This is a genomic window from Aeromonas media (genome assembly GCF_020423125.1).
Lineage (GTDB): Bacteria > Pseudomonadota > Gammaproteobacteria > Enterobacterales > Aeromonadaceae > Aeromonas > Aeromonas media.
This window is the reverse complement of record NZ_CP075564.1, coordinates 684,824-709,485: the sequence shown is the minus strand read 5'-3', so window position 1 is coordinate 709,485 and position 24,662 is coordinate 684,824. Positions and strand designations below refer to the sequence as shown.

The 24,662-nt window shown below is 61.0% G+C and carries 23 protein-coding genes and 14 tRNA genes; 8 read left to right on the top strand and 29 right to left on the bottom strand.

The genetic code is table 11. From position 1 onward, the window contains the following. The first annotated feature begins 104 nt into the window (after positions 1-104). Both KI797_RS03465 and KI797_RS03460 read left to right on the top strand, forming a co-directional pair. A complete protein-coding gene (locus KI797_RS03465) occupies positions 105-728 on the top strand; it encodes a helix-turn-helix transcriptional regulator (RefSeq protein ID WP_226171439.1) in 624 nt (207 codons plus the stop codon). A 310-nt stretch (positions 729-1,038) separates the two neighbouring features. Then, positions 1,039-1,515, top strand: a complete 477-nt coding sequence (locus tag KI797_RS03460; protein WP_025325819.1) for an Lrp/AsnC family transcriptional regulator — start codon at positions 1,039-1,041, stop codon at positions 1,513-1,515. Positions 1,516-1,649: 134 nt separating this feature from the next. On the opposite strand, the gene KI797_RS03455 is transcribed toward KI797_RS03460, so the two are convergent. The 3 genes from KI797_RS03455 to KI797_RS03445 form a co-directional block, all read right to left on the bottom strand. Beyond that, positions 1,650-1,967 carry a single stranded DNA-binding domain-containing protein gene (locus KI797_RS03455; protein ID WP_005324594.1) on the bottom strand — a complete coding sequence of 106 codons (318 nt, stop codon included), beginning with the start codon at positions 1,965-1,967 and terminating at the stop codon, positions 1,650-1,652. Positions 1,968-2,112: 145 nt separating this feature from the next. After that, positions 2,113-2,343 carry a hypothetical protein gene (locus tag KI797_RS03450; RefSeq protein WP_226171437.1) on the bottom strand — a complete coding sequence of 77 codons (231 nt, stop codon included), beginning with the start codon at positions 2,341-2,343 and terminating at the stop codon, positions 2,113-2,115. A gap of 29 nt (positions 2,344-2,372) precedes the next feature. Continuing rightward, positions 2,373-2,798, bottom strand: a complete 426-nt coding sequence (locus KI797_RS03445; RefSeq protein WP_043128402.1) for a MarR family winged helix-turn-helix transcriptional regulator — start codon at positions 2,796-2,798, stop codon at positions 2,373-2,375. Between the two features lie 142 nt (positions 2,799-2,940). Here KI797_RS03445 and KI797_RS03440 point away from each other — a divergent pair, with 142 nt between their 5' ends. From KI797_RS03440 to chrA, 4 genes are all read left to right on the top strand, one after another. Further along, positions 2,941-3,369, top strand: coding sequence for an organic hydroperoxide resistance protein (locus tag KI797_RS03440; RefSeq protein ID WP_226171435.1), 429 nt, complete (start codon positions 2,941-2,943; stop codon positions 3,367-3,369). Next, complete coding sequence (locus KI797_RS03435) at positions 3,366-4,370, top strand: NADP-dependent oxidoreductase (RefSeq protein ID WP_226171434.1); 1,005 nt, start codon at positions 3,366-3,368, stop codon at positions 4,368-4,370. The genes KI797_RS03440 and KI797_RS03435 overlap by 4 nt, the downstream gene beginning before the upstream one ends. A gap of 112 nt (positions 4,371-4,482) precedes the next feature. After that, a complete protein-coding gene (locus tag KI797_RS03430; RefSeq protein ID WP_226171432.1) occupies positions 4,483-4,929 on the top strand; it encodes a nucleotide triphosphate diphosphatase NUDT15 in 447 nt (148 codons plus the stop codon). A gap of 388 nt (positions 4,930-5,317) precedes the next feature. Next, positions 5,318-6,460: a chromate efflux transporter gene (gene chrA / locus KI797_RS03425; RefSeq protein WP_226171430.1), complete on the top strand. Its 1,143-nt coding sequence runs from the start codon at positions 5,318-5,320 to the stop codon at positions 6,458-6,460. Positions 6,461-6,533: 73 nt separating this feature from the next. Here chrA and msrB read toward each other — a convergent pair whose 3' ends face one another. The 4 genes from msrB to malQ form a co-directional block, all read right to left on the bottom strand. Next, positions 6,534-6,926 (bottom strand): peptide-methionine (R)-S-oxide reductase MsrB, encoded by a 393-nt coding sequence (gene msrB / locus KI797_RS03420; RefSeq protein WP_226171428.1) that lies wholly within the window; start codon positions 6,924-6,926, stop codon positions 6,534-6,536. 145 nt (positions 6,927-7,071) lie between these two features. Next, positions 7,072-9,213 carry a glycogen debranching protein GlgX gene (glgX, locus tag KI797_RS03415; RefSeq protein ID WP_226171426.1) on the bottom strand — a complete coding sequence of 714 codons (2,142 nt, stop codon included), beginning with the start codon at positions 9,211-9,213 and terminating at the stop codon, positions 7,072-7,074. Continuing rightward, on the bottom strand, positions 9,213-11,390 hold the full coding sequence (glgB, locus tag KI797_RS03410) for a 1,4-alpha-glucan branching protein GlgB (protein ID WP_226171425.1): 2,178 nt from the start codon (positions 11,388-11,390) through the stop codon (positions 9,213-9,215). Before glgB ends, glgX begins: the two co-directional genes overlap by 1 nt. A gap of 82 nt (positions 11,391-11,472) precedes the next feature. Continuing rightward, entirely contained in the window at positions 11,473-13,662 is a 2,190-nt protein-coding gene (gene malQ / locus KI797_RS03405; RefSeq protein WP_226171424.1) for a 4-alpha-glucanotransferase, read from the bottom strand. 345 nt (positions 13,663-14,007) lie between these two features. On the opposite strand from malQ, the gene gap reads away from it, so the two are divergent. Next, complete coding sequence (gene gap / locus KI797_RS03400; RefSeq protein ID WP_005324581.1) at positions 14,008-15,003, top strand: type I glyceraldehyde-3-phosphate dehydrogenase; 996 nt, start codon at positions 14,008-14,010, stop codon at positions 15,001-15,003. 108 nt (positions 15,004-15,111) lie between these two features. Then, positions 15,112-15,978 carry a D-hexose-6-phosphate mutarotase gene (locus KI797_RS03395; protein ID WP_226171423.1) on the top strand — a complete coding sequence of 289 codons (867 nt, stop codon included), beginning with the start codon at positions 15,112-15,114 and terminating at the stop codon, positions 15,976-15,978. Between the two features lie 70 nt (positions 15,979-16,048). Here KI797_RS03395 and nadA read toward each other — a convergent pair whose 3' ends face one another. The 22 genes from nadA to ybgC all read right to left on the bottom strand — a co-directional run bounded on the left by nadA (position 16,049) and on the right by ybgC (position 24,523). Continuing rightward, entirely contained in the window at positions 16,049-17,122 is a 1,074-nt protein-coding gene (gene nadA, locus KI797_RS03390; protein WP_226171422.1) for a quinolinate synthase NadA, read from the bottom strand. 153 nt (positions 17,123-17,275) lie between these two features. After that, positions 17,276-17,351 (bottom strand) — tRNA-Val (locus tag KI797_RS03385). Positions 17,352-17,369: 18 nt separating this feature from the next. Then, positions 17,370-17,445, bottom strand: a tRNA-Lys gene (locus KI797_RS03380). A 34-nt stretch (positions 17,446-17,479) separates the two neighbouring features. Then, positions 17,480-17,555: transfer RNA gene (locus KI797_RS03375), tRNA-Val, on the bottom strand. Between the two features lie 18 nt (positions 17,556-17,573). Then, positions 17,574-17,649: transfer RNA gene (locus KI797_RS03370), tRNA-Lys, on the bottom strand. 22 nt (positions 17,650-17,671) lie between these two features. Next, positions 17,672-17,747 (bottom strand) — tRNA-Val (locus KI797_RS03365). Between the two features lie 32 nt (positions 17,748-17,779). Next, positions 17,780-17,855, bottom strand: a tRNA-Lys gene (locus KI797_RS03360). Between the two features lie 34 nt (positions 17,856-17,889). Continuing rightward, positions 17,890-17,965 (bottom strand) — tRNA-Val (locus tag KI797_RS03355). Positions 17,966-17,983: 18 nt separating this feature from the next. Beyond that, positions 17,984-18,059, bottom strand: a tRNA-Lys gene (locus tag KI797_RS03350). 34 nt (positions 18,060-18,093) lie between these two features. Then, positions 18,094-18,169 (bottom strand) — tRNA-Val (locus KI797_RS03345). A gap of 22 nt (positions 18,170-18,191) precedes the next feature. After that, positions 18,192-18,267 (bottom strand) — tRNA-Lys (locus KI797_RS03340). 46 nt (positions 18,268-18,313) lie between these two features. Then, positions 18,314-18,389, bottom strand: a tRNA-Val gene (locus KI797_RS03335). A 22-nt stretch (positions 18,390-18,411) separates the two neighbouring features. After that, positions 18,412-18,487 (bottom strand) — tRNA-Lys (locus KI797_RS03330). Positions 18,488-18,533: 46 nt separating this feature from the next. Further along, a tRNA-Val gene (locus KI797_RS03325) sits at positions 18,534-18,609 on the bottom strand. Positions 18,610-18,641: 32 nt separating this feature from the next. Continuing rightward, positions 18,642-18,717, bottom strand: a tRNA-Lys gene (locus KI797_RS03320). A gap of 174 nt (positions 18,718-18,891) precedes the next feature. Then, on the bottom strand, positions 18,892-19,698 hold the full coding sequence (ybgF, locus tag KI797_RS03315) for a tol-pal system protein YbgF (RefSeq protein WP_182787608.1): 807 nt from the start codon (positions 19,696-19,698) through the stop codon (positions 18,892-18,894). Positions 19,699-19,856: 158 nt separating this feature from the next. After that, positions 19,857-20,381, bottom strand: a complete 525-nt coding sequence (gene pal / locus KI797_RS03310) for a peptidoglycan-associated lipoprotein Pal (protein ID WP_005331552.1) — start codon at positions 20,379-20,381, stop codon at positions 19,857-19,859. Between the two features lie 50 nt (positions 20,382-20,431). Then, positions 20,432-21,757 carry a Tol-Pal system beta propeller repeat protein TolB gene (tolB, locus tag KI797_RS03305; RefSeq protein WP_043128866.1) on the bottom strand — a complete coding sequence of 442 codons (1,326 nt, stop codon included), beginning with the start codon at positions 21,755-21,757 and terminating at the stop codon, positions 20,432-20,434. A 93-nt stretch (positions 21,758-21,850) separates the two neighbouring features. Further along, the gene (gene tolA / locus KI797_RS03300; protein ID WP_182787606.1) at positions 21,851-22,984 is read right to left on the bottom strand and encodes a cell envelope integrity protein TolA; all 1,134 of its coding nucleotides are present in this window, start codon (positions 22,982-22,984) and stop codon (positions 21,851-21,853) included. 5 nt (positions 22,985-22,989) lie between these two features. Continuing rightward, the gene (gene tolR / locus KI797_RS03295; protein ID WP_005331545.1) at positions 22,990-23,436 is read right to left on the bottom strand and encodes a protein TolR; all 447 of its coding nucleotides are present in this window, start codon (positions 23,434-23,436) and stop codon (positions 22,990-22,992) included. Then, complete coding sequence (gene tolQ / locus KI797_RS03290; protein WP_005331543.1) at positions 23,437-24,126, bottom strand: protein TolQ; 690 nt, start codon at positions 24,124-24,126, stop codon at positions 23,437-23,439. Further along, complete coding sequence (ybgC, locus tag KI797_RS03285) at positions 24,116-24,523, bottom strand: tol-pal system-associated acyl-CoA thioesterase (protein WP_005331541.1); 408 nt, start codon at positions 24,521-24,523, stop codon at positions 24,116-24,118. Before ybgC ends, tolQ begins: the two co-directional genes overlap by 11 nt. Between the last annotated feature and the right edge of the window lie 139 nt (positions 24,524-24,662).

The following is a 24,662-nucleotide window of genomic DNA, read 5'->3' as shown; positions in this document are numbered from 1 at the left end:
GAATTATTGATTTAAATGAGGCCGCTGCCCATAATGACCCTATCAACGCCAGTGCCGCCCTGGCTTTCCCGCAGCGAACGCCTGTCGACAACGAGATCCACCCCATGAACGCCAGTACCGACAAGATCCTCTACCTGCTTAAGACTCACGGCCCCCAGAGTGCCGCCGCGCTGGGGGAGCAGCTGCAGATGACCTCCATGGGCGCCCGCCAGCATCTGACGGCGCTGGAGGCTGACGGCTGGGTGGGCTTTAGCGACGAGGCGCGGGGCCGCGGTCGACCGGTACGGCTCTGGCACCTGACCGAGCAGGCCTGGCAGCGCTTCCCCGATAGCCACAGCGAGCTGACGCTGCAGCTTATCGACAACATCCAGCAGCTGTTTGGCGAGGTGGGCATGGAGCGGCTGATCGCCCAGCGGGAGCAGCAACAGCTGGCCCGTTATCAGGCCGAGCTGACCCAGCCGGCGCTGGCCGGCAGGCTGGCGGCACTGACGGCGCAGCGTACGCGAGAGGGCTATATGGCGGATTTTCGCCAGGAGGAGGATGGCAGCTGGCTGCTGTGGGAGAGCCACTGCCCCATCTGCGCGGCGGCGCGGGCCTGCCGGGGCTTTTGCAGGAGCGAGCTGGCGCTGTTTCGCCAGTTGCTGGCACCGGCCGGGGTGGAGCGGGAACAGTACCTGCTTGAGGGGGACAGACGCTGCCTCTATCGCATCCGGCCGCCGCATGCCTGAGGATGCCGGCGCGCAAAAACAACAAAGCAGGCGCCGGGATGCCTGCTTTGTTGCCTTCGGGGAGGGGATGCTCTCGTTCCAGCCCGTCGTTTCCCGATAAGGTCGGACGGCTGATGGGGTTGTTGACCCGGTAAGGTCCTTCACCACAGAGGCCTGATTGGACATCTGTCTTGCCACCGGAAGATGAAACCATGGTACCCCTACCGGTGCGGTGAGTGGTTGTGAAGTAGTAGGTATTTTCAGTTGTTTTTGCAATAGTTCACCCTTAATCTAGGAAAAGTGAATTAATAATTGCAACGAGGAACGGAGAATGCTGAAACTTGATCGCATAGACAGGCATATTCTGGAGTTGATGCAGGAGAATGGCCGCATCAGCAACCTGGAGCTGGCCGAACTGGTCGGGCTCTCCCCCTCTCCCTGCTCGCGCCGGGTCAAGGCGCTGGAGGATGCCGGTCTCATCGATACCCACGTCACCCTGCTCAATGCCCGTCAGCTAGGGCTCACCCTCACCGCCTACATTCACATCTCCATGGACAGACACACCCCTGAGCGGTTCGAAAACTTCGATCGGGCCATCCAGGATCTGCCCGAGGTGCTGGAATGCGACCTCATCACCGGCAACGACGCCGACTACCAGCTCAAGGTAGTGGTGCGGGACATGGAGCACTACCAGCACTTCCTGCTGGACAAGCTGACCCACATCTCCGGCGTGACCGGGGTACGCTCCAGCTTCGTGCTGCGCCGCATCAAGCACAAGACGGCGCTGCCCCTCAATCACCTGGGCTAATAGCCCGGCACCTGGACTGACAGCCCGGCACCAGGGCAAACTACTGGGCATCTGGGCTGAGGGCCCGGGGCACAAACAGCAAGAGGAGGCACTGGCCTCCTCTTTGTATCTTGTGTCACCGAGAACTGGCCGGGTCAGACGCCGACCTGGCTGACATCCTGCACCTGCAACAGCCAACCGGCCTGCTCCTGCTGGGGTTCACCACTCAGTCGCAACCGCTCGCCTTCTGACACCCACTGCCCCTCGGGCAGGGAGACCAGCAGACTCTCACTGCCGTTGTCGAACACCCAGCGATCTTCGCCGAGCGACTCAATCAGATAACCTTCCATCTCCACTCTGGACTCGGCTTGCCAGGACGGCGCAACGGAATCACGGCTCTCGATGAAATCCCCCTGAACACCAAAACTGGCCAGCCCCCACAGAATGGAGAGCCCGACGATGGATGACTGCATCTCTCTCTCCTCTCATGAAACTGTGAGGCCAGTATGGAAAGGGAACCATGAGCACACCATGAACAAGGCCGCAAAGTGCAGGCGAGATCGCGAAAAAAAACCGGCCAATGGGCCGGTTGTGTCATTTTATGGTGCCTGGATCACACTATTTGGCGGCTTCCTCTGTCATTCGAACCGCCCTTGGCTTATTCGTCCACATGGCCACGCCGCGGTGATCCGCGCAGATCCCCTCCTCGTTGATGGCCCTGACCCGCACGCCATCCTTGCAGAGGGCCTGCCAGGCATCCGCATCATCGATCCGCAACTCGGACGGGGAATGGGTGCTGCCGGCGCAGCCACCGAGCAGCAGAACACACAGGGGTAACCAGGGTTTCATCGGATGACTCCAGGCAAGGGGAAGAGGATTCAGCGCCCGAGCTGCGCCGCTACGCGATCGCAGAGTCGCTTGAGCTCGGCCAACTCAGCATCGGCCAGATCCACCTGATTGCGCAAGTTGTCTGCCAGACAGCACTCCCTGACCCCCTGCTGCAGCTCGCGCCCCGCTTCGGTCAGGCGGATGCATTTTTGCCGCTCGTCTTCGTGTGAGACGGTGCGGGTCAGCCAGCCCTTGCTCTCCAGCCGCTTGACGATGGGGGTCAGGGTACCCGCGTCCAGGCCGGTCTCCTGGCCGATCTCCTTGAGGCTGACCTCGTCCCGCGCCCAGAGCGACAGCATCACCAGGTACTGGGTGTAGGTCAGATCCAGCTTGTCCAGGAGCGGCCGATAGGCGCGCATCACTGCATTGGAGGCGCTGTAGAGGGCAAAACAGACCTGCTTTTTCAATTCACTCATGGGGCACCTCGCTGACGACTGGGGCCAGTATACCCCAGGACAACTGAGGGCTGAATAATTTGCACGCAAAACAGTTGCCACCCCGCCGTTTCGGGATTAACCTGACTTTAGTTTGCACACAAAACAAATCAGGATCTGCCCCATGAAGACACTCTATCGCACCCAGGCCAGGGCCCAGGCGGGCCGCAACGGCGAAGTCCACACCCTGGACCACAGCCTGCAACTGGCGCTGGCCCTGCCGACCGCCCTCGGCGGCAACGGCCAGGGCAACAACCCGGAGCAGTTGCTGGCCGCCGGCTATGCCGCCTGCTTCTCCAATGCGCTGCTCCACGTGGCCAAGCAGCTCGGCACGCCCCTGGCCACGGCGCCGGTCGAGGCGAGCGTCGAGCTGCTGGCCCTGGCCGATGGCCGCTTCAATTTTGCCATCGTACTGGACGTGACGCTGGCCGGGGAGCAGGCTGAACAGGTGGTGCGCCTGGCGCACCAGACCTGCCCCTTCTCCAACGCCATGCGGGGCAATGTCATCACCCATCTCTCACTCAACGGCACCCCATTGGAGGAAACCCCATGAACCCGATCAGCCATCAGATCCAACTGCTCCGTCGCCCGACCGGCCTGCCCGCCCAGAGCGACTTCGTCTTGAAGGAGGTGCCCTTGCCCGCGCTGCAGGAGGGGGAGGTGCAGGTGGCCAACCAGTGGCTGTCGGTGGACCCTTACATGCGTGGTCGCATGAGCGAGGCCAAGAGCTATGTGCCCCCCTTCCCCCTGAACGGCCCCCTCGACGGCGGCGCCATCGGCACTGTGCAGGCCTCCCGTCACCCCGATTTCAAGGTGGGTGACCAGGTGAGCAGCATGCTGGGCTGGCGGGATGCCTTCGTCGCCAAGGGGGAACAGCTGACCCGGCTGCCCGCCACGGCGCTGCCGCCCCAGCGTTTCCTCGGCGCCCTCGGCATGCCGGGTATGACCGCCTGGGCGGGCTTGCACAAGGTCGCCCGGCTGCAGGCCGGTGAGACCCTGCTGGTCTCGGCCGCCTCGGGCGCGGTCGGCACCATGGCGGTGCAGCTCGCCAAGCGGGCCGGTGCCCGGGTGATCGGCTCCACCGGATCCGCCGACAAGGTCGCCTACTTGAAGACGCTGGGGGCCGATGCGGTGATCAACTACAGGGAGACGCCGGATCTCGACGCCGAGCTGGCCCGCCTCGCCCCGGAAGGCATTCAGGTCTACTTCGAGAACGTGGGAGGCGCCATGCTGGACGCGGCCCTCAACCACATGGCGCTGCACGGGCGCATCGTGCTGTGCGGCCTCATCGAGCAGTACAACAGCAACGGTCAGGGGAGCGGGCCGCGCAACCTCGCCCAGATGATCCGCAAGCGCCTCCTGATGCAGGGGCTGCTGGTCTCCGATCACTGGCAGCACTACGAGGAGTTCCTGGCCGAGGCCATCCCCGCCTTCGAGGCCGGCGCCCTGCAGGCCGAGGAGACCATCAGCGAGGGGCTGGCCAGCATGCCGCAGGCCTTTATCGGGCTGTTCGAGGGCCGCAACACCGGCAAGATGCTGGTCAAGCTGGAGTGATCAGCAGAGCTGGTGCCTGGCGCCGCAGACTGCTTGCATGACGGGCCCATCCGCCCTAAGGTGGGCCCGTTTTTTATGGTGCAATCCGCCGTGTCAGCCAGGAGCCTCGCATATGTCCACCCCCTATCCCCGCGTCGGGGTCGGTGTCATCCTCGTCAACCACCAGGGCCAGGTGCTGCTTGGCAAGCGCAAGGGCAGCCACGCCCCCTACTGGTCCATCGCCGGCGGCCACCTGGAGCTTGGCGAGAGCTTCGAGTCGGCGGCGATCCGGGAGGTGGCCGAAGAGACTGGTTTTCTCATCACCAACCCCAGGGTCATCGCCGTCACCAACAACCTGGAGACCTGGCGCGAGAGCGGGCTGCACTACATCTCGGTCACCCTGCAGGCCGAGGTAGAAGGAGAGCCGCAACTGCTGGAGCCGGACAAGTGCGAGGGCTGGGTCTGGTGCGATCCCCGCGCGCTGCCGGAGCCCCACTTCGATGCCAGCCGTCAGTCTATCGCCTGCTGGCTGGCCGGTCGTTGCTATCTGCCCCAGCCACAGCCGTGCCAGCCGACCTAATCACCATCGCCAGCTGGCTGGCGGGACGCTGCTATCTGCCGCAGCCACAGCCGGGCCAGCCGACCTAATCCCCATCGCCTGCTGGCTGGCGGGACGCTGTTACTTGCCTCAGCCGGGCCAGCCGACCTAATCCCCATCACCTGCTGGCTGGCGCGGCGCTGCTATCTGCCTCAACCGGGCCAGCCGACCTAATCACCATCGCCTGCTGGCTGGCCGGTCGTTGCTATCTGCCCCAGCCACAGCCGTGCCAGCCGACCTAATCCCCATCACCTGCTGGCTGGCGCGGCGCTGCTATCTGCCTCGGCCACACCGGCCCGAATTGTCATAAAAAAGTCATCGATTTGTCATATCATCCCTAGCCATCAACGATGACGACGGGGAGTGGGTGGTGGGACAGGTATTCCTTCAATTTCTGTGGCTCGGCTGCATCAGCTTCGGCGGGCCGGCCGCCCATATCGGCTACTTCCAGCGCACCTTCGTCCAGCGCCTGGGCTGGCTCAGTCAGGCCGAGTTTGCCCAGCTGCTGGCCCTGTGCCAGCTGTTGCCGGGCCCCGCCTCCAGCCAGCTCGGCTTTGCCATCGGCCGCCAGCGGGCGGGCCTTGGGGGAGCGCTGGCCGCCTTTGCCGGCTTCACCCTGCCCTCCTTCCTGCTGTTGCTGGCCGCCGCCATCGGCCTTGGGCAACTCACCAACAACCTCTGGCTGGATGGGGCCCTGCACGGCCTCAAGCTGCTGGCGCTGGTGGTGGTCGCGGATGCGGTGCTCACCATGAGCCGCCAGTTCTGCAAGTCGGCGCAGCAACAGGGCGTCATGGTGGTGACCGCCGCCGCCCTCTGGTGGCAGCCCGGCCTGCTGACCCAGCTGGGAATGCTTTTGGGGGCGGCCCTGCTCTGCGCCTACCGTGAGCCGCGCGTGTCGACGCAGGCCCCCTCAGAGGATCAGGCTCGCCAGCCCCACTGGCCGACCCTGCTGCTGTTTGCCCTGCTGTTTGTCGGCCTGCCGCTGCTGGCCCAGGGCCCCGCCAGCCAGCTGATCGCCGACTTCTATCGGGCGGGCAGCCTGGTGTTCGGCGGTGGCCACGTGGTGCTGCCCCTGTTGCAGGAGAGCGTGGGTCACAGCCTCAGCGAGCAGCAGTTCCTGACCGGCTACAGCCTGGCCCAGCTGGTGCCCGGCCCCATGTTCACCCTGGCCAGCTACCTCGGCGCCCAGCTGTTGCCTGCCGCGCCGCTGGCGGGTGCCCTGTTGGCAACGCTCGCACTATTTTTGCCGGGCTTTTTGCTGCTGTGGGCCATGGGCCCCTGCTGGCAACGCTGGCTGGCCCACCCCAGGCTGGCCGGCGCCGTGGCCGGCATCAATGCCGCCGTGGTGGGGCTGTTGCTGGCCGCCCTCTATCAACCTGTGTGGCAGAGCGCCGTGCTGGCCCCGACCGATCTGGCGCTGGCCGCCATCGGCTTCTACCTGCTGCGCGTGCAGAAGCTGCCCATACTGGCACTCGCCGCCCTGCTGGTGGGGGCCAGCCTGCTGCCAAGCTGAGGGCCCGACGCAGGTCCCATAAAAAAATGGCGCCCCCGCTCGCGGAGGCGCCATTTTTCATGGTCTGGGGATCTCAGGGGTCGGGGGTGGGCTCGAACTCCAGGCTCAGGCTGTTGACGCAGTAGCGCTGGCCGGTCTCGGTCGGCCCGTCCGGGAAGACGTGACCCAGGTGGGAGCAGCACTGGCTGCAGGTGATCTCCACCCTTGCCATGCCGTGGCTGCGATCCTCTGTGTAGGTCACAGTCCCCTCGATGGCCCGATCGAACGAGGGCCAGCCGCAGCCGGCGTCAAACTTGGCATCCGCATGGAACAGTACGCTCTTGCAGCAGACGCACAGGTAGTCACCGCTCTTGCGATTGTGCAGCAGGGCGCCGCTGTATGGGCGCTCTGTGCCCTTCTCCCAGCAGACGTGAAACTGCTCGGCACTCAATTTACTGCGCCATTGCTCGGGATTGTTGCTGCTCATACTGACTCCTCGTCATGCTTGCCGGGCAGAAATGACACTGCCGGGTTCTCGGGATTGCTGCGCCACCGTGCAGGATTGTTGCCATTTATACGGGCTCCTTACCATGGGTAACGGCGCCCAGCATACCCACTCACAGGCCCCGACTCTACCCCGCCAGCGGGAACTGTGATCCCGTTGGCAACACGGCAGCAACATCCGGCGTAGCGACCACCCCTTCCTTGGCCAGCGCCACCGCCGGCAGCGCGACCCGCTCCAGCAGCTTGAGAGAGTGGGCGCGCCCGACCGCCACCTGCCGCTTGATGTCGTCAGGCAGGAAGGGCAGGCCGTCGTTGGTGGCGGTGTCTATGGTCTGGATCCACTCCAGCCCCTCCCCCGGCGGCGGCAGGCGGAACTGGATGTCGTAGTCGCTGGCGTTGAACAGCACATACCAGCGCTCCCCGCCGCACGTCAGCATGCCGATGTCCATGGCGAACGCCTGCCCCATGGGGGCGTGCCAGTCCTGATCGGTGAGCTGATGGCCATCGGGGTGATACCAGTTGACGCTGTGACAGCTGGTCGCCTTGCCATTCCACTCATCGTCACTGAGTTGCAGGTTGGCGAAGACCCCGGACTCCGCCCGCAGCGCCATCATCTGGCGGGTGAAGGCGAGCAGCCGTTCATCCTCCGGCCGCAACTGCCAGTTGACCCAGCTTATCTGGTTGTCCTGGCAATAGGCGTTGTTGTTGCCAAGCTGGCTGCGACCCATCTCGTCCCCGGCCAGGAAGTGCGGCGTGCCCTGGGAGAGCAGCAGGGTGGCGATGAGGTTGCGCTTCTGCTGCTGGCGCAGGTTGTTCACTCTGGGGTCCAGGGTCGGCCCCTCCACCCCGTGGTTGTAGGAGAGGTTGTTGCCGTGACCGTCTCTGTTGTCTTCGCCGTTGGCCTGGTTGTGGCGCTGGTTGTAGGAGACCAGATCCTCCAGGGTGAAGCCGTCGTGATAGCAGAGGTAGTTGACGCTGGTGTGGGGGGAGCGCCAGTTCTTCGGGAACAGATCCCGCGACCCCGCCAGCCGGGTGGCGAAGTCCCCCATCTTGCCCGCGTCCCCGCGCCAGAAGGCGCGCACAGTATCGCGGTAGCGGTCGTTGATCTCCAGCCACTGGCTCGGGAACTGGCCGAGGCGATAGCCGAAGGGGCCTATGTCCCAGGGCTCGGCGATGAGCTTGACCCGCGCCAGCACGGGATCCGCCAGCATGGCCTTGAAGAAGGCACTCATGGGATCGAACTCCCCCGCCTCCCGCGCCAGGGTGACCGCGAGATCGAAGCGAAAACCGTCCACCTGCATCTCGGTGACCCAGTAGCGCAGGGCATCGAGCACCAGTCGCAGACCGTTGGGGTGATCCAGGTTGACGCTGTTGCCACAGCCGGTGACGTTGGCGTGGCGCTGGTAGTCCGGGCCATGGGCCCCGGTCTCGAAGGCGTAGTAACCGGCGTTGTCGAACCCCTTGAGGGAGAGCATGGGGCCGTCGGCCCCGGACTCGGCGGTGTGGTTGTAGACCACGTCCAGTATCACCTCGAGCCCGACCCGGTGCAGCTCGCGCACCATGGTCTTGAACTCGGTCACCGCCTCCCCCGCCCCGTAACGCGGCTCGGGGGCGAAGAAGGCGATGGGGTTGTAGCCCCAGTAGTTGCTGAGCCCAAGCTGCTCGAGGCGAGGCTCCGACATGAAGGCGGCCACCGGCATCAGCTGCACCGAGGTGACCCCCAGGGAGAGCAGGTGCTCGATCATCAGCGGATGGCTGATGCCGAGGTAGGTGCCCCGCAGCGCCTCGGGCACCCCGGGGTGCTGGCGGGTGAAGCCCTTGACGTGGGCCTCGTAGAGCACGACCCGCTCGGGGGGGATGGCGGGCTTGCCGATCCCCTGCCAGTCGAAGGCATCGTCCACCACCACCGACTTGGCCACCATGGCCGCGCTGTCCCCCTGATAGAGCTCATCATCCCAACGGGTCGCCCGGCTGAGCGCCCTGGCATAGGGATCGATCAGCAGCTTGTCCGGGTCGAACAGCATCCCCTCCTGGGGCGTGCCATGGGCCCGATAGCCGTAACGCTGACCGGCCTTTACCCCGCGCACATAGCCGAAGCGGTATTGGCCGCGCCGGCCGGGCAGGGCCAGCCGGACCTGCTCCTGCTCCTGCTCGTCGAACAGACAGAGCTCCACCTTGTCCGATTGCGGGGCCCAGACGCAGAAGTGGCAGCCTGCCTCGTCGAGCCGGGCCCCCAGCGGGTAGTCCACCCCATTTTCCATTACAAACATCAGGACTCCTGTTTGATGAACAAGGTCGCGAGCGGCGGCAAGTCCAGCACTATGCTGTGCGCCATCCCCTGCCAGGGGGTCGGCTCGGCGACGAAGGTCAAACCCACATCATAGTTGCTGCCCCAGTAATGCTCGCTGTCGGTGTTGAGCACCACGGCATAGGAACCCGCCGCCGGCACCCCGAGGCGATAGGCGAGGCGCGGCACCGGGGTGAAGTTGGAAGCCACCACCATGGCCTGCTCACCCCGCTTGTCGGCCCGCAGCCAGGCGAAGATGCTGTTGTCGGCGTCGTTGTGATCCAGCCAGCGGAAGCCGCTCTGCTCATAATCCGCCTGATACAAGGCAGCTTCATGACGATAGAGCCGGTTGAGATCGCGGATCAGCCGTTGCTGGCCGCCGTGCTTGGGGAATTGCAGCAGGTGCCAGGGCAGCTGGGCATCGTGATTCCACTCGTTGCTCTGGGCGATTTCGGTGCCCATGAAGTTGAGCTTCTTGCCCGGATGGCCATACATGAAGCCCATGTAGGCCCGCAGGTTCGCGGCCTGCTGCCACTCGTCACCGGGCATCTTGTAGAGCAGGGAGTGCTTGCCGTGCACCACCTCGTCGTGGGACAGGGCCAGGATGAAGTTCTCGTCATAGTGGTAGACCATGGAGAAGGTCATCTCGTTGTGGTGATAACGGCGGTGAATGGGCTCCTTCTGCATGTAGCTCAGGGTGTCGTGCATCCAGCCCATATTCCACTTGAAACCAAAGCCCAGGCCACCGAGGAAGGTGGGTCTGGAGACCCCCGCAAAGGCGGTGGACTCCTCGGCGATGGTCATGGTGTGGGGATACTTGCCGTACACCTCCTCGTTGGTCCACTTCAAGAGGCTGATCGCCTCGTAGTTGTGGTTGCCGCCATCGACGTTCGGCACCCACTCACCGGCGTTGCGCGAATAGTCCAGATAGAGCATGGAGGCCACCGCATCCACCCGCAGGCCGTCGATGTGGAACTTGTCCAGCCAGAACAGGGCGCTCGCCACCAGGAACTGGCGCACGTTGTTGCGACCGAAGTCGTAGATGTAGGAGTTCCAGTCCGGGTGCCAGCCACGGCGCGGATCCTCGTATTCATACAGCGGGGTGCCGTCGAAGCGGGCGAGGCCGTGGGCATCGGCCGGGAAGTGCGCCGGCACCCAGTCGAGGATGACGCCGATGCCAGCCTGGTGGCAGGCGTCGACGAAGTGCTTGAAGTCATCGGCACTGCCGTAGCGACTGGTGGGGGAGAACATGCCCACCGGCTGATAGCCCCAGGAGCCGCTGAAGGGGTGCTCGGAGACCGGCATCAGCTCGATGTGGGTGTACCCCATCCCGGTGACGTAGTTGACCAGCTCCACCGCCAGCTCGCGCCAGTTCAGGCTGTCACCGTTGGGGTGACGCTTCCAGGAGCCCACGTGCAGCTCGTAGATGGAGAGCGGCTGCTCGCGCTTGTCATTGCGCTGGCTCTCGCGCCAGGCGGCATCCTGCCACTGGTACTGCTCGTGGTCGTGGATGACGGAGGCGAACGACGGATACTGCTCGCAGTAGAAGCCGACCGGGTCGCTCTTGTGGGGCAGGCGGTTGCCCATGGGATCCTTCAATTCGAACTTGTAGCGATCCCCCGCCTTGAGACCCGGCACGAACAGCACCCAGTGACCGCACTGGCTGCGCTGCATGGGGTGGCGACGGCCATCCCAGAAGTTGAAATCGCCGATCAGGCTCACCGCCGTGGCGCTCGGCGCATAGACTGCGAAGCGCACCCCTGCCACCTGCTGGCCGAGATGTTCCACGGTGCGCAGTTGGGCGCCCAGGGTGTGGTAGAGGTTTTCCGGCTGGAAGCTCAGCTCCGCCAGACCTTCCCAGGCGGCAGCCTGGAATTGATAGGGGTCGATGGATTCGGCACTGGCATCGGGGTAGCTGGCGATCAGCTGATAGGGAAAGGGATTCTTGCGGCGAGTGAAAACAGTTTCAAAAAGGCCCGCTCCGTCGGCGGAGGTCAGAGTGGCAACTATCTTTCCTGACTTGAGATCCCTGACCCGGACCTCGAGCGCATCGGGCAACCAGGCCGTCAGTTTCAGGCCTGGCCCATCCGGATTGGCCAGCAGGCCTAGATGGGAGAAGGGATCGGCACAGCGGGCGGCAACCAAACGTTCAACGGGCATCGACATTTCCTTTCATGGCTGAACATCCGCTCCGGCCTGGGCCGAAGCGGATGAAAGTGAGTCACATGTTGACAGCAGGGGCTCAACGACTGGCCTCGTCACGGGCCTGGCTCATCTTGCCCGCCAGCGCCTTGAGCGCCTCATCGGCAAAAATATCTTCCAGATCCTTTGAAAGCTTGCGACGCCAGTTCGGGTATTCGTAACTGGTGCCCGGCACGTTGACCGGCTTGTCCATCTCCAACCAGTCTTCCAGCTGGGTGCTGAACAGGGCACAGCTGCCGCGGGACATGTGCAGTTGCAGGCCATGGTTGAGTTCGGTGTTCATCCCGACCCAGTTCACGTCATGGCTGATATTGCCAGAGATGACCCCATGGGCATGCAGGCTGTCAAGGATCCGCTGCTTGGCCTGGTGGCGATCAGCATACAGGGTCTTGAGTACCTCTTCATCCGGGTACAGGCCCAGCTCGCGACCCAGCGCCAGATCGTCACAATGCCAGAAGCCCTTGAGGGTCGGCATGTCGTGGGTGGTCAGGGCCGACATCGCCTGCTCGGTATAGTGCGCCGGAGAGATGAAGCCGCCGTCCCCCTTGGATCGCTCGAAGAAGAACACCTTGTAGGAGTGGACGCCATTTTCTTTGAGGGTGACGTCTATGCCTTCCGGCACGGTACCGAGATCTTCACCGATCAGCAGGCACTGGTTGCGGTGGGACTCGAGGGCAAGTATCCCCAGCAGATCGTTGACCGGATAGTAGATGTAGGCGCCCTTGGCGGCGGACGCTCCGGGCGGAACCCACCACAGGCGCAGCAAGGCCATCACGTGATCGATGCGCAGCGCGCCGCAGGCACGCATGTTGGCGCGGAACAGATCCACCATGGGCTGATAGGCCGCCTCGAACAGCTGGTTCGGATTCATCGGGGGCAGGCCCCAGTTCTGACCGAGGGGGCCCAGGATGTCGGGGGGAGCACCGACCGAGGCTTTCGGACAGTAGAGGTCCCGGTTGGCCCAGATCTCGGTGGAGCCTTCGGAGACGCCCACCGCCAGATCCCGATAGATCCCCATCACCATGCCGGCGGCCTTGGCACGGGCATCGGCCTGGGCCAGCTGCTCATCGGCCAGGAACTGCAGATAGAGGTAGAAATTCACGTCCTGTTGGTGTTCGGCCATCCAGGCAGCCACCTCGGGGTTGTGGTAATCGCGGAAGGCATCCGGCCAGACCGGCCAGCCCCAGGCATTCTCACCCTTGCCATAGAAGTGGGCCTGCAGGGCATCGAACGCTGCCTGCTGTTGCAGGCTGTCGCCGCCAGCGGCCACGAAGGCATCGAAGGCGGCCTGACGCTCGGTGCTGAGCCTGGCCTCATCGAACACCTGGCGCAGCATGCCGATCTTGGTCTGGATGACGCCGGTGTAATCCACGTTCTCCTTGGCCCGCAGGGAGGCCAGATGCTGCTGGAAAGCCGGACTCGCCACATCGGCCTTGAGCCGCTCGTTGGCGAGAAACTCCGGCACCGCTTCCACATTGATGTAGGCCACGTTGAGCCAACGACGGGAAGAGGGGCTGTAGGGGCTGGCACTCTCGGGATTCGCCGGATAGAGGGCATGGATGGGGTTCAGCCCCACGAAATGGGCTCCCCAGGCGGCGGCTTTCTCGACTAGCTGGCCGAGGTCACTGAAATCCCCTATGCCCCAGTTGTGGCGGCTGCGCAGGCAGTAAAGCTGCACGCTCGGACCCCACACCTTGCGGCCATTCGCAATGGGGGCCTGCTTGTAGCAGGACTTGGGCGCGACGATGAGGCGCATGGTGGCGAGTGGCTCGTCGTTGCCCTCTTCCAGCAGCACCAGCCGGTGATAGCCGAGCTCCGGCTGCACATCCAGCGCGACCCGATAGGCCTGGCACTCCATCTCTTCGAATTCGGCGACGCCGACCAGTTCCCCTTCGATGGGGGTTAGCTGGCCGGACAACAGGGCACCCTGCTCCAGCTCTATCTGCCAGTGGAGAGCGTCGTTGACGAACTCGATGGGCAGACGAACCTCGAGGCTGAGGGGGTCGCCACTGCGCACTACCATCACGGGATCCAGAGGCCGCAACCAGTGCTGACGGTGCTCCTGTTCCAACTGTTCGGTCAGGGCTGCCTCGTCGTCGACGCGGTAGCCCATGGCGCCCAGCATGGCGGCCTTGCTCTCTTCGGATACCTGGGCCGGGTGGCCCCAGGCATCAACATACTCGCTGGCGATACCTTTGGCGGCAGCCAGCTGTTCAATCAGGGTGGTCATAGTTTGAGAATTCCCGCTGTGGATTCTATCTACACTATTTGTGATTAATTTTTATGGGTGGTACTTGAACAGTGGCTCTTTGGCCATGCTAAACCGCGCACATTTTTACATATCTCCCCGGCCTGATGTGTGACCGGACAGGCACTATTGTTGATCTCTGCGACCGGATCCGCTGATGATGCATTCGACAAAAGTTGGTAGCCAGTTACATAAAACGAAAATAAATTTCACAGTTTTTCATGATATAGCGCAATTTCGCGCAGATTGTTGGTTGACTCACCGGTGAGTTCTAGTAAATTTACAAACGGAATTTTCTTTGACTACTGAACAGTTAGGTAACCAATTATGACTATCAAAGTAGGTATTAACGGTTTTGGCCGTATCGGTCGTTTCGTTTTCCGTCTGGCCGCCGAGCGTGCTGACATCGAAGTGGTTGGTATCAACGATCTGATCGACGTTGACTACATGGCTTACATGCTGAAGTACGACTCCACCCACGGCCGCTTCAAGGGCACCGTTGAAGTCAAAGACGGCAACCTGATCGTCAACGGCAAAACCGTACGTGTTACCGCTGAACGTGACCCGGCAAACCTGAAATGGGATGCCATCGGTGTTGACGTTGTTGCCGAAGCTACCGGTCTGTTCCTGGACGACGCCACTGCTCGCAAGCACATCGCTGCCGGTGCCAAGAAAGTCGTACTGACCGGCCCGTCCAAAGACGCTACCCCTATGTTCGTCATGGGTGTTAACGACTCTACCTATGCTGGCCAGGACATCGTTTCCAACGCTTCCTGCACCACCAACTGCCTGGCCCCGATCGCCAAGGTTCTGAACGATACCTTCGGTATCGAATCCGGCCTGATGACCACTGTCCACGCTACCACCGCTACCCAGAAGACCGTTGATGGTCCGTCTGCCAAAGACTGGCGCGGTGGCCGCGGTGCGGCTCAGAACATCATCCCGTCCTCTACCGGTGCTGCCAAGGCTGTTGGCGTTGTTATCCCGGAACTGAACGGCAAACTGACCGGTATGGCTTTCCGCGTACCGACTCCGGATGTGTCCGTTGTTGACCTGACCGTCAACCTGAAGAAAGCTGCCACCTACGCAGAAATCTGCGCAGCCATGAAAGCAGCCTCCGAAGGCTCCATGAAGGGCGTGCTGGGCTACACCGAAGATCAAGTGGTTTCCACCGACTTCCTGGGTGAGCGTCAGACCTCCGTGTTCGATGCCAAGGCTGGTATCGCACTGAACGACAAATTCGTTAAAGTCGTATCTTGGTACGACAACGAAATGGGCTACTCCAGCAAGGTTCTGGACCTGATCGCTCACATCTCCAAGTAATTTGGGATGCGCAATCGCGTAGCTTGAAAAAAGGCGGCCATTGGCCGCCTTTTTGTATTCTGGACCTGCCGACCTCTTTCTTGAATGTGCGCGAGCACAGGAGTCTCCATGCAACCGACACGTACTCTGACAGCCCACTGTACCCTCAGCCACCCCGCGGATGGCCAGCCTCTGCTGACCATCGACAACGAGCATGCCAAGGCCGAGATCAGCCTGTTTGGCGCCCATGTGCTGCGCTACCAGCGCCACGGCGAACCCGCCTCGCTCTGGCTCAGCGACAAGGCCGTGCTGGATGGCAGCAAGCCGATCCGGGGCGGCATCCCTCTGTGCTGGCCCTGGTTCGGCCCGGCCCCCGCTCGCGTCGGCAGCGGCAAGCCCGCCCATGGCTTCGCCCGCACCAGCCTGTGGACCCTGGATGGCGTCTCCGATCACGGGGATGGCACCCTCGTCCATCTGTCTCTGCGTGACACCGACGCCAGTCGAGCCCTCTGGCCCCACGCCTTCGAGCTGGAGCTGGATGTGCTGGTGGGCAAAGAGCTCTCCCTGGTGCTGACCACCCGCAACACCGGCAAGACCCCCCTCACCTACAACGCGGCCCTGCACACCTATCTGCAGATAAGTGCCCCAGAGGCCGTCAGCGTGACCGGCCTGGGTGAGCCTTATGCGGACAAGCTGACGGGTCAGGATGGGCAGCAGCAGGGCGCTCTGACGCTCATAGCTGCCATTGATCGGGTCTACCACCAAGCCGGGGCCATGGTGATGGTCAAGGACGGCGATCGCACCACTAAAGTGGTGAACGGCAACAACGACAGCGTCGTGGTCTGGACCCCCTGGCTGGAAGGGGCCACCGCCATGGCCGACATGAGCGACGACGGTTACCGCACCATGCTGTGTGTCGAGGCAGCCATCACCGCCGATGCTGGCATCACGGTTGCACCAGACGAGGAGCACAGCTTCTCCACCGTGATCATCTGACGATGCAACAGGCTGATAAATAAAGAGGGCTCCCGTGGGAGCCCTCTTTGCATCTTGTCATCAGAGAAGATCAGGCGTTGCCCTGGGTCTTGAGCTTGAGCTCGGCAGCGAAGTTCAGCATGCGATCCAGCGGGATCAGGGCCTTCAGGCGCAGCGCCTCATCCACATGGATCTCGTGACGCTCGGCGCCATCGGTCAGTGCCTCCTTGATCGCCACCAGGCCGTTCATCGCCATCCAGGGACAGTGGGCACAGCTACGGCAGGTGGCACCATCGCCACCGGTCGGCGCCTCCACCATCTCCTTGTCCGGGCAGGCCTGCTGCATCTTGTAGAAGATGCCGCGATCGGTCGCCACGATCAGCTTCTGTTGGGGCAGCTCACGGGCCGCCTTGATGAGCTGGCTGGTAGACCCCACCGCATCCGCCAGTTCGATGACGGAAGCCGGGGACTCCGGGTGCACCAGCACGGCCGCATCCGGGTTCTGGGCCTTGAGCTCGCGCAGGGCCTTGGCCTTGAACTCGTCGTGGACTATGCAGTGCCCCTGCCAGCGCAGCATCTCGGCGCCCGTCTTCTTCTCGATGTAGGCACCCAGGTGTCTGTCCGGCCCCCAGATGATCTTGTGGCCCTGGCTGTCGAGATGCTCGACGATCTCCAGCGCTATGCTGGAGGTCACCACCCAGTCCGCCCGCGCCTTCACCGCCGCCGAGGTATTGGCATAGACCACGACTATATGGTCGGGATGGGCATCGCAGAAGGCGGAGAACTGGTCGATAGGGCAGCCCAGATCGAGGGAGCACTCCGCCTCCAGGGTCGGCATCAGCACCCGCTTGTGGGGGCTCAGGATCTTGGAGGTCTCCCCCATGAAGCGCACACCGGCCACGATCAGGGTCTGTGCGGCGTGATCACGACCGAAGCGAGCCATCTCGAGGGAGTCGCCGACGAAACCGCCGGTGGCCTCGGCCAGCGCCTGGATCTCGGGATCCGTGTAGTAGTGGGCAACCAGCACGGCCTGACGCGCCTCGAGCAGTGCCTTGATCTCGGTGATCAGGGAAGCCTTCTGTTCGGTAGTCAGGGGAGCCGGTTTGACCGGAAAGGGATAGTCCATCTCGATGACCGGAGGGACACTGCTCAGTGCATTGCTCATTGCGACTGTTCCATCAACGCTTGGAAAGGCGAAAATTATAACCAGAAGCCGCGCACAAACCCATCAACAAATCGCGCTCACTAGATAAGGTACCAGATGAAGCTAAAACAAAAAGGCCCGCATTGGAGTGCGGGCCTTTTTGTTTACAAGTCATGGTGGTCGTTACTGGGCTCGAACCAGTGACCCCCTCCTTGTAAGGGAGGTGCTCTCCCAGCTGAGCTAAACGACCTGGGATATGGCTGAATGATGGTGGGTCGTGCTGGATTCGAACCAGCGACCAATTGATTAAAAGTCAACTGCTCTACCGACTGAGCTAACGACCCATCTGTATCATTTTTTCTTTCTATTTCAAGAAAGTGGTGGTCGTTACTGGGCTCGAACCAGTGACCCCCTCCTTGTAAGGGAGGTGCTCTCCCAGCTGAGCTAAACGACCTGGGATAAGGCTAAATGATGGTGGGTCGTGCTGGATTCGAACCAGCGACCAATTGATTAAAAGTCAACTGCTCTACCGACTGAGCTAACGACCCATCTGTATCATTTTTCAAAGCATGGTGGTCGTTACTGGGCTCGAACCAGTGACCCCCTCCTTGTAAGGGAGGTGCTCTCCCAGCTGAGCTAAACGACCTGGGAATTCTGTCTTCACCCATTGTGAAGAAATGGTGGGTCGTGCTGGATTCGAACCAGCGACCAATTGATTAAAAGTCAACTGCTCTACCGACTGAGCTAACGACCCATCTGTATCATTTTTTCTTTCTATTTCAAGAAAGTGGTGGTCGTTACTGGGCTCGAACCAGTGACCCCCTCCTTGTAAGGGAGGTGCTCTCCCAGCTGAGCTAAACGACCTGGGATATGGCTAAATGATGGTGGGTCGTGCTGGATTCGAACCAGCGACCAATTGATTAAAAGTCAACTGCTCTACCGACTGAGCTAACGACCCATCTGTATCATTTTTTCTTTCTATTTCAAGAAAGTGGTGGTCGTTACTGGGCTCGAACCAGTGACCCCCTCCTTGTAAGGGAGGTGCTCTCCCAGCTGAGCTAAACGACCTGGGATACTCTGTGTTCAAGATTGGTGGGTCGTGTAGGGATCGAACCTACGACCAATTGATTAAGAGTCAACTGCTCTACCGACTGAGCTAACGACCCATCTTGAACCTGTCACCAACCGCATGTGGCGGGCAGTGTTAAAACATGGTGGTCGTTACTGGGCTCGAACCAGTGACCCCCTCCTTGTAAGGGAGGTGCTCTCCCAGCTGAGCTAAACGACCTGGGGTATTCTGTGGTCAAGATTGGTGGGTCGTGCTGGGTTCGAACCAGCGACCAATTGATTAAGAGTCAACTGCTCTACCAACTGAGCTAACGACCCACACCTTGAACCTGTCACTGCCTGCCGTGGCAGACCGCGTTAAAACTGGTGGTCGTTACTGGGCTCGAACCAGTGACCCCCTCCTTGTAAGGGAGGTGCTCTCCCAGCTGAGCTAAACGACCTGGGAATTCTGTCTTCACCCATTGTGAAGAAATGGTGGGTCGTGCTGGATTCGAACCAGCGACCAATTGATTAAAAGTCAACTGCTCTACCGACTGAGCTAACGACCCTCACCACGACCAGCTCCGAGCGCACTGCTGCACCGGCTCTGACGGCGGCCTATATTACGGATTTATCATCCTGGCGCAATAGAAAAATCTTAAATTAAATCTGTTTGTTCACTGCGCATACAAAGCAGAGGCATATTTACAAGACTGTTACGAAAACAGTGACATGCAGCAATGTTACAACTTGCTCAGGCTCTGCTTGGCCAACTGGGCCGGAGAGGTATTGGGGTAACCCTTGATCACCTGCTCATAGAAGGCCTTGGCTTCTGCTTTCTTGCCATCAAGCTGCGCCAGCATACCGAGTTTCAGCAGGGCATCGGCCCGTTTGGGCGACTTGCTGTACTTGTTCGCCACAGTGGAGAACTGGCTGGCTGCACCGGCCCTGTCACCCTTGTTGAACATCAGCTGGCCGAGCCAGTAGTGCGCATTGGGAACATAGCTGGAGCTTGGGAACTGCTTGATGAACCCTTCGAAGGCAGGAATGGCCTTGTCGTAATTCTTCTCCTTGAGCACCATGTTCACGGCGGCGTCATAGGCCTGGTTCTCGTCCTGATTGGTCGAGTAGTTGGCCGCGGCGGCAGGTGTCGTGGCGCCGGCTGCCGGGGTCGCGGGCGCTGCGGCGGCAGGCTGGCTGTTGGCCACCTTGTCAAGCTCCTGATAGAGCTGGCGTTGACGCTCTTGCGACTGCTCCATCTGGTAGGTCTGCTGCTCCAGCTGACCACGCAGTTCGGAGACCTCCCCTTGCAGGGAGTCGACCTGTTGCTGCAGCTCGGCCTGTAGGCGCAGACGGGCATTCAGGGTGCGCTCCAGCAGGGCGACCCTGTCTTCCAGGCTACCGGTAGGCACGATAGCGCCGTTGTTGCCGCTAAGGACAACCCCACCACCCGAGTCACCGCCCAGATCGCTGACAGGAGCCGCCGCATGCGCATTCAGAGCAACCAATACGACCAGCGCAACAACAGCTTGCTTGTACACAGATTTCATTCGGATCAAACCTTAGCGTTTAGTGCAAATAAAACGGCCAGCGCCATAGTCGCTCGCTTATACAGATTTCATTCGGATCAAACCTTGACGTTTAGTGCAAATAAAACGGCCATCGAAATGGCCGCTTGCATATAAACGAACTTCGTTCGGTTCAAACCTTAGTAAACCAGGACCGCACGGCGGTTTTTGGCAAAGGCATCCTCGGTGTGGGACAGATCCAGCGGCTTCTCTTCGCCATAGCTGACGATGGAGAGCTGCTCAGCCTGCACACCCAGGGTTTGCAGATACTTGGCAACGGCCTTGGCACGACGCTCACCCAGGGCGATGTTGTATTCCGGAGTACCGCGCTCATCGGCGTGGCCTTCGATCAATACCTTGACGCTCGGACGCTCACGCAGGTAGCTGGCGTGGGCATCCAGCAGGTCGGCGTACTGACCCTGAATGTCGTAGCCATCGTACGGGAAGTAGATCACGTTATCGCGCTGCAGAGCTTCGAACTTCTGACGCATCTGCTCTTCCGGGGACAACATGCCGTTGGCGCCACCGGTTTGTACACCGCCCATGCCGTCGGTCATGCCAGACTCGGCGCCAGCGGCGTCGGAGTCGGAAGAAGAACTACAGGCAGCCAGGGTGAACAGTGGCAGTGCGATGGCCAGACCCTTGAGCAGTTTATTGAGTTGCATGCTATTTCCTTAAACCTTTATAACAAAACAAAAAACAATCGATTTTTTTATCAATTCAAGAAGGGCGACCAAGCTGGTGCACGAATTTCACCGCTACTGGTCGGAAGCACTGCCTTGAAGCGACCATCGGTCGACACCAACGCAAGACTCTTACGACCCTGATAGATGGTGGCATAAATGATCATGCTGCCATTGGGTGCCACACTTGGCGACTCATCCAGAGCACTCTGAGTCAGTACCAACATGGCTCCGTTCTCCATATCCTGGCGAGCGATGCGATATTGTCCCTGAACCCGGGTCACCACCACCATGGACTTGCCGTCCGGCGTGATAGATGCCCCCTGGTTGGAATCCCCTTCCCAGGTCATCCGGCGAGTGACGCCAGTCGCCAAATTTACGCTATAAATCTGGGGTTTGCCACCACGTTCAGAGGTGAACAGCAAAGTTTGGCCGTCCGGCATCCAGGAGGGTTCGGTGTCTATGGTACGGTTATTTGTGACTCGAGTGAGTTGCTTGCTAGCAACATCAACAACATAGAGATCAGGCTGCCCATCTTTGGACAAAACAATAGCCAAACGGCGACCATCTGGTGACCACTCGGGGGCACCGTTGATGCCACGGAAACTGGTGATCAGACTGCGTTGCTGGGTATAGATGTCCTGCACATAGATTTCAGACTTCTGGTTCTCGAAGCTCACGTAGGCCAGCTTGCTGCCATCCGGCGACCAGGCCGGTGACATCAGCGGCTCGCGGGAGCGCAGCAGGGTCTTCTCGTTGTAGCCATCGTAATCGGAGATGCGCAGCTGGTACGGGAACTGTGTGCCCTGCTGGACGGATACATAGGCCAGACGGGTCAGGAAGGCGCCACGCTCACCGGTCAGACGCTCGTAGACGATGTCGGAGATGCGGTGGGCGAACTGGCGCATCTGGGCACCCGGGATGGTCGCCATGCGGCTGTCGAGGATGTAACCATTCGCTTCGCCGCCCTGGGTCTTGGCCAGCTGGCCCTTCAGCACGTCGACCAGCTCAAAGTTGATCTTGTAGGTGCCATCACCGACCGCCGCGATGGAACCGACCACCACGGCCTCCACACCCTGGGACGCCCAGGGGGCGAAGTTGATCTCGCCGCTGGTGCTCGGGGTCTGTGGCATCTGGCCACGGGCCAGCGGCTTGAACTTGCCGCTGCGCATCAGGTCGTTGGAGACCACCTCTGCGATGTCCTGTGGCAGTTGACCATTGCCCTCCCACTTGAAAGGAGCGATGGCGATGGGACGCGCACTGTCAATACCGCCGGTGATGACGATGTCCAAGGCCGCCTGAGCGCTCTGGCCTAGCAGAAGGCAGCCAACCAAAGCAAAAAACACTTTTCTTATCATGGCTTAAATACTCTGTTCCAATAAAAATGAGAGGTGAAATTCCTTTATCAGCAGATGCTGCCAACCACGGTCAATGACCCCGTTTTATCACGTCTAGATGCTCGGTTCTAACTTGAGGTTAAGTTCCTTCAACTGCTCGAATACCGCCGGATCCTTCGGCACCGGCAACTGATTCGCCTTCAAGACCGCCGCCTTGCCGGAGCGGCAGACCGCCGGATCACCCTGGCCGTTGTCCACCGAGATGACGAAGCCGGTACTGGCCAATTTGACACCGATAGTACAGGTTTTGCCCCGCATGGTGGGATCCAAAATCATATAGCGCTCCACCGTGGCGGCGATGAGGGCGGCATATTTCTGGGCTTCCCCCTGAGCGGCAGCCGATGCGGCCTGGCTGCGAGAACTGGCCTCAGCCTCCAGCTGCTGCTGCATCATGGCTTCCATCTCTTTCTGCAGCTTGACCTCCTCGGCCGCCTTGCGCTTGCGCTCCGCCTCTATCTTGGCCTTCTTGTCAGCCTCGGCCTTCGCCTTCTTCTCTGCGTCAGCTTTTGCCTTCTTTGCGGCTTCATCTGCAGCCTTTTTCTCTGCCTCAGCCTTGGCCTTCTTCTCGGCTTCCGCCTTGGCTTTCTTCTCAGCCTCGGCCTTGGCCTTCTTGTCGGCTTCAGCCTTCTTGGCCGCATCAGCCTTCGCCTTGGCTTTCTCTTCGGCCTGCTTCTTCTCCAGCTCTTCTTTCTTTTTCTTGAGCGCCAGCGCCTTGGCAAGTTCTTCTTCCTGACGCTTGGCTTCAGCCTGCTTGGTCTTCTGCGCCTCCAGCTTGCGGGCTTCCTCGGCCTTCTGGGCCTGTTCTTCCGCCTGCTTCTGCTCGGCGACCTTCTTCTGCTTTTCGGTCTCGGCCTTGCGGGTGGCCTCTTCAGCCTCCTTGCGCTTGGTCTCGGCGATGCGCAGACGCTCCTGCTCCTTCGCCAGCTCGCGCCGGGCCTGATCGGCGTCTTCCTTGTCCTTCTCTTTCTGCTGCTGGGCAGCCTTGGGCTGAGCTTTCTGCTGCTGGATCTGCTGTGCCTGTTGCTCCAGGAACTCGCTGTCCAGCATCACTGCATTGACGATCTGTCCCTTCGACTCGGGGCGTTTGGGCTTGCTGAAGTCGACCCCGACCAGCAGAATGATGCCGATGATCAGATGCAGCAGCAGCGACGCGACGAGATAACCGGAAATACCACGCTTCACATCCATCTCCGTCAGTTCACCGGATCCGTCATCAGGCCAACCTGAGGCACACCGGCTTTCTTGAGGGCCACCATCAGCAGGATCACCTCTTCGTAACGCACGGACTTGTCACCCGCTACCACCACGGGCGCGTTCTGGTTGATGGCCAGATAGCCCATGGCCTTCTCGGTGATGTATTGCTGCATCGCCTCGGGCGTGCCGCTCGGCACCGGCTCGTCATCCGCCTCACCAGCCTTGATGACGTACTCACCCTCGGTGTTGACGCTGACGATGAAGGGGGGCTTGGCATCCTCGGGCAGTTGCTCGGACTCCGCCTGGGGCAGGTCCACCTTGACCCCTTGCGTGATCACCGGCGTCACCGCCATGAAGATGATGAGCAGCACCAGCATGACGTCGATATAGGGCACCACGTTGATCTCGGCGACCTTCTTGCGCCGGATCCGCTGATAGGTTTGCATTTACTTCTCACCCTGCTGCTGTGCAATCTGACGGTTCAGTATGGTGGTGAACTCATCCATGAAGTTGGCGTAGGCGTTCTCCAGCTTCTCCACCTTGTTGGTGAACCGGTTGTAGAAAATAACCGCGGGAATGGCCGCGAACAGACCCATGGCGGTGGCGATCAGCGCCTCCGCGATGCCCGGTGCCACCATCTGCAGCGTCGCCTGTTGCACCTGACCCAGGGCAATAAAGGCGTTCATGATGCCCCATACGGTACCAAACAGGCCGATATAGGGGCTGATGGAGCCGACGGTCGCCAGCACTGGCAGGTTGGATTCCAGCTCGTCCACCGCACGGGACAGAGAGACGCGCATGGCGCGGTAAGTACCATCCATCACCGCATCCTGGCCACGGGCGCCGGCCTTGAGCAGGCGGGCATACTCCTTGAAGCCGGAATAGAAGATGTCTTCCATGCCTTCGATGTCATCGCGGCGGGAGGAGGACTCCTGATAGAGACGGTTGAGGTCGACGCCGGACCAGAATCTGTCTTCAAACTGCTCCGAGGCGAGATTGGCCGCCTTGATGATCTTGGAACGCTGGATGATCAGCGCCCAGGAGACGACCGACATGCCCATCAGGGTCATCATGACCAGTTTCACCAGCAGACTGGCTTGCCAGAACAGACCAATAAACGAAATTTCAGCGTGCACTTAACAGCACTCCCTTGATTTTTTCAGGTATTGCAACAGGTTTCATTTGCGGATGACTGACACAGGCAATCTGTACCATGGCCTGGGTGATCAGTCGTCCATCAGCCGCCAGGATCTGCTGTGAAAAGCGCATGGAAGCACGTTTCACTTCAGTCACTTGCGTCAATACGGTCAGCAGTTCATTGAAGCGGGCCGCGGAGCGGAAATCGATCTCGGTGCGACTCACCACGAAGGCGATCCCCGCCTGCAACAGGACATCTTGCTCGATGTCGCCGGCGCGCAGGAACTCGGTGCGAGCCCGTTCCATAAACTTGAGATAATTGGCGTTGTAGACGATGCCTCCGGCGTCTGTGTCTTCGTAGTAGACACGTACCGGAAACTCAGAGACTTCCCCCATAAAAATCTGTGATCCATTCGACAGTCAGATGGGGGGCTATCATAGCGCAGGGCTGAATAGGAAAGAAGCAGGGGGAGACAGGGAAATCCCATCTCCCCCTGTTTTTTATGGCAGGCAATAACGGCCGATCCGCCGGGGG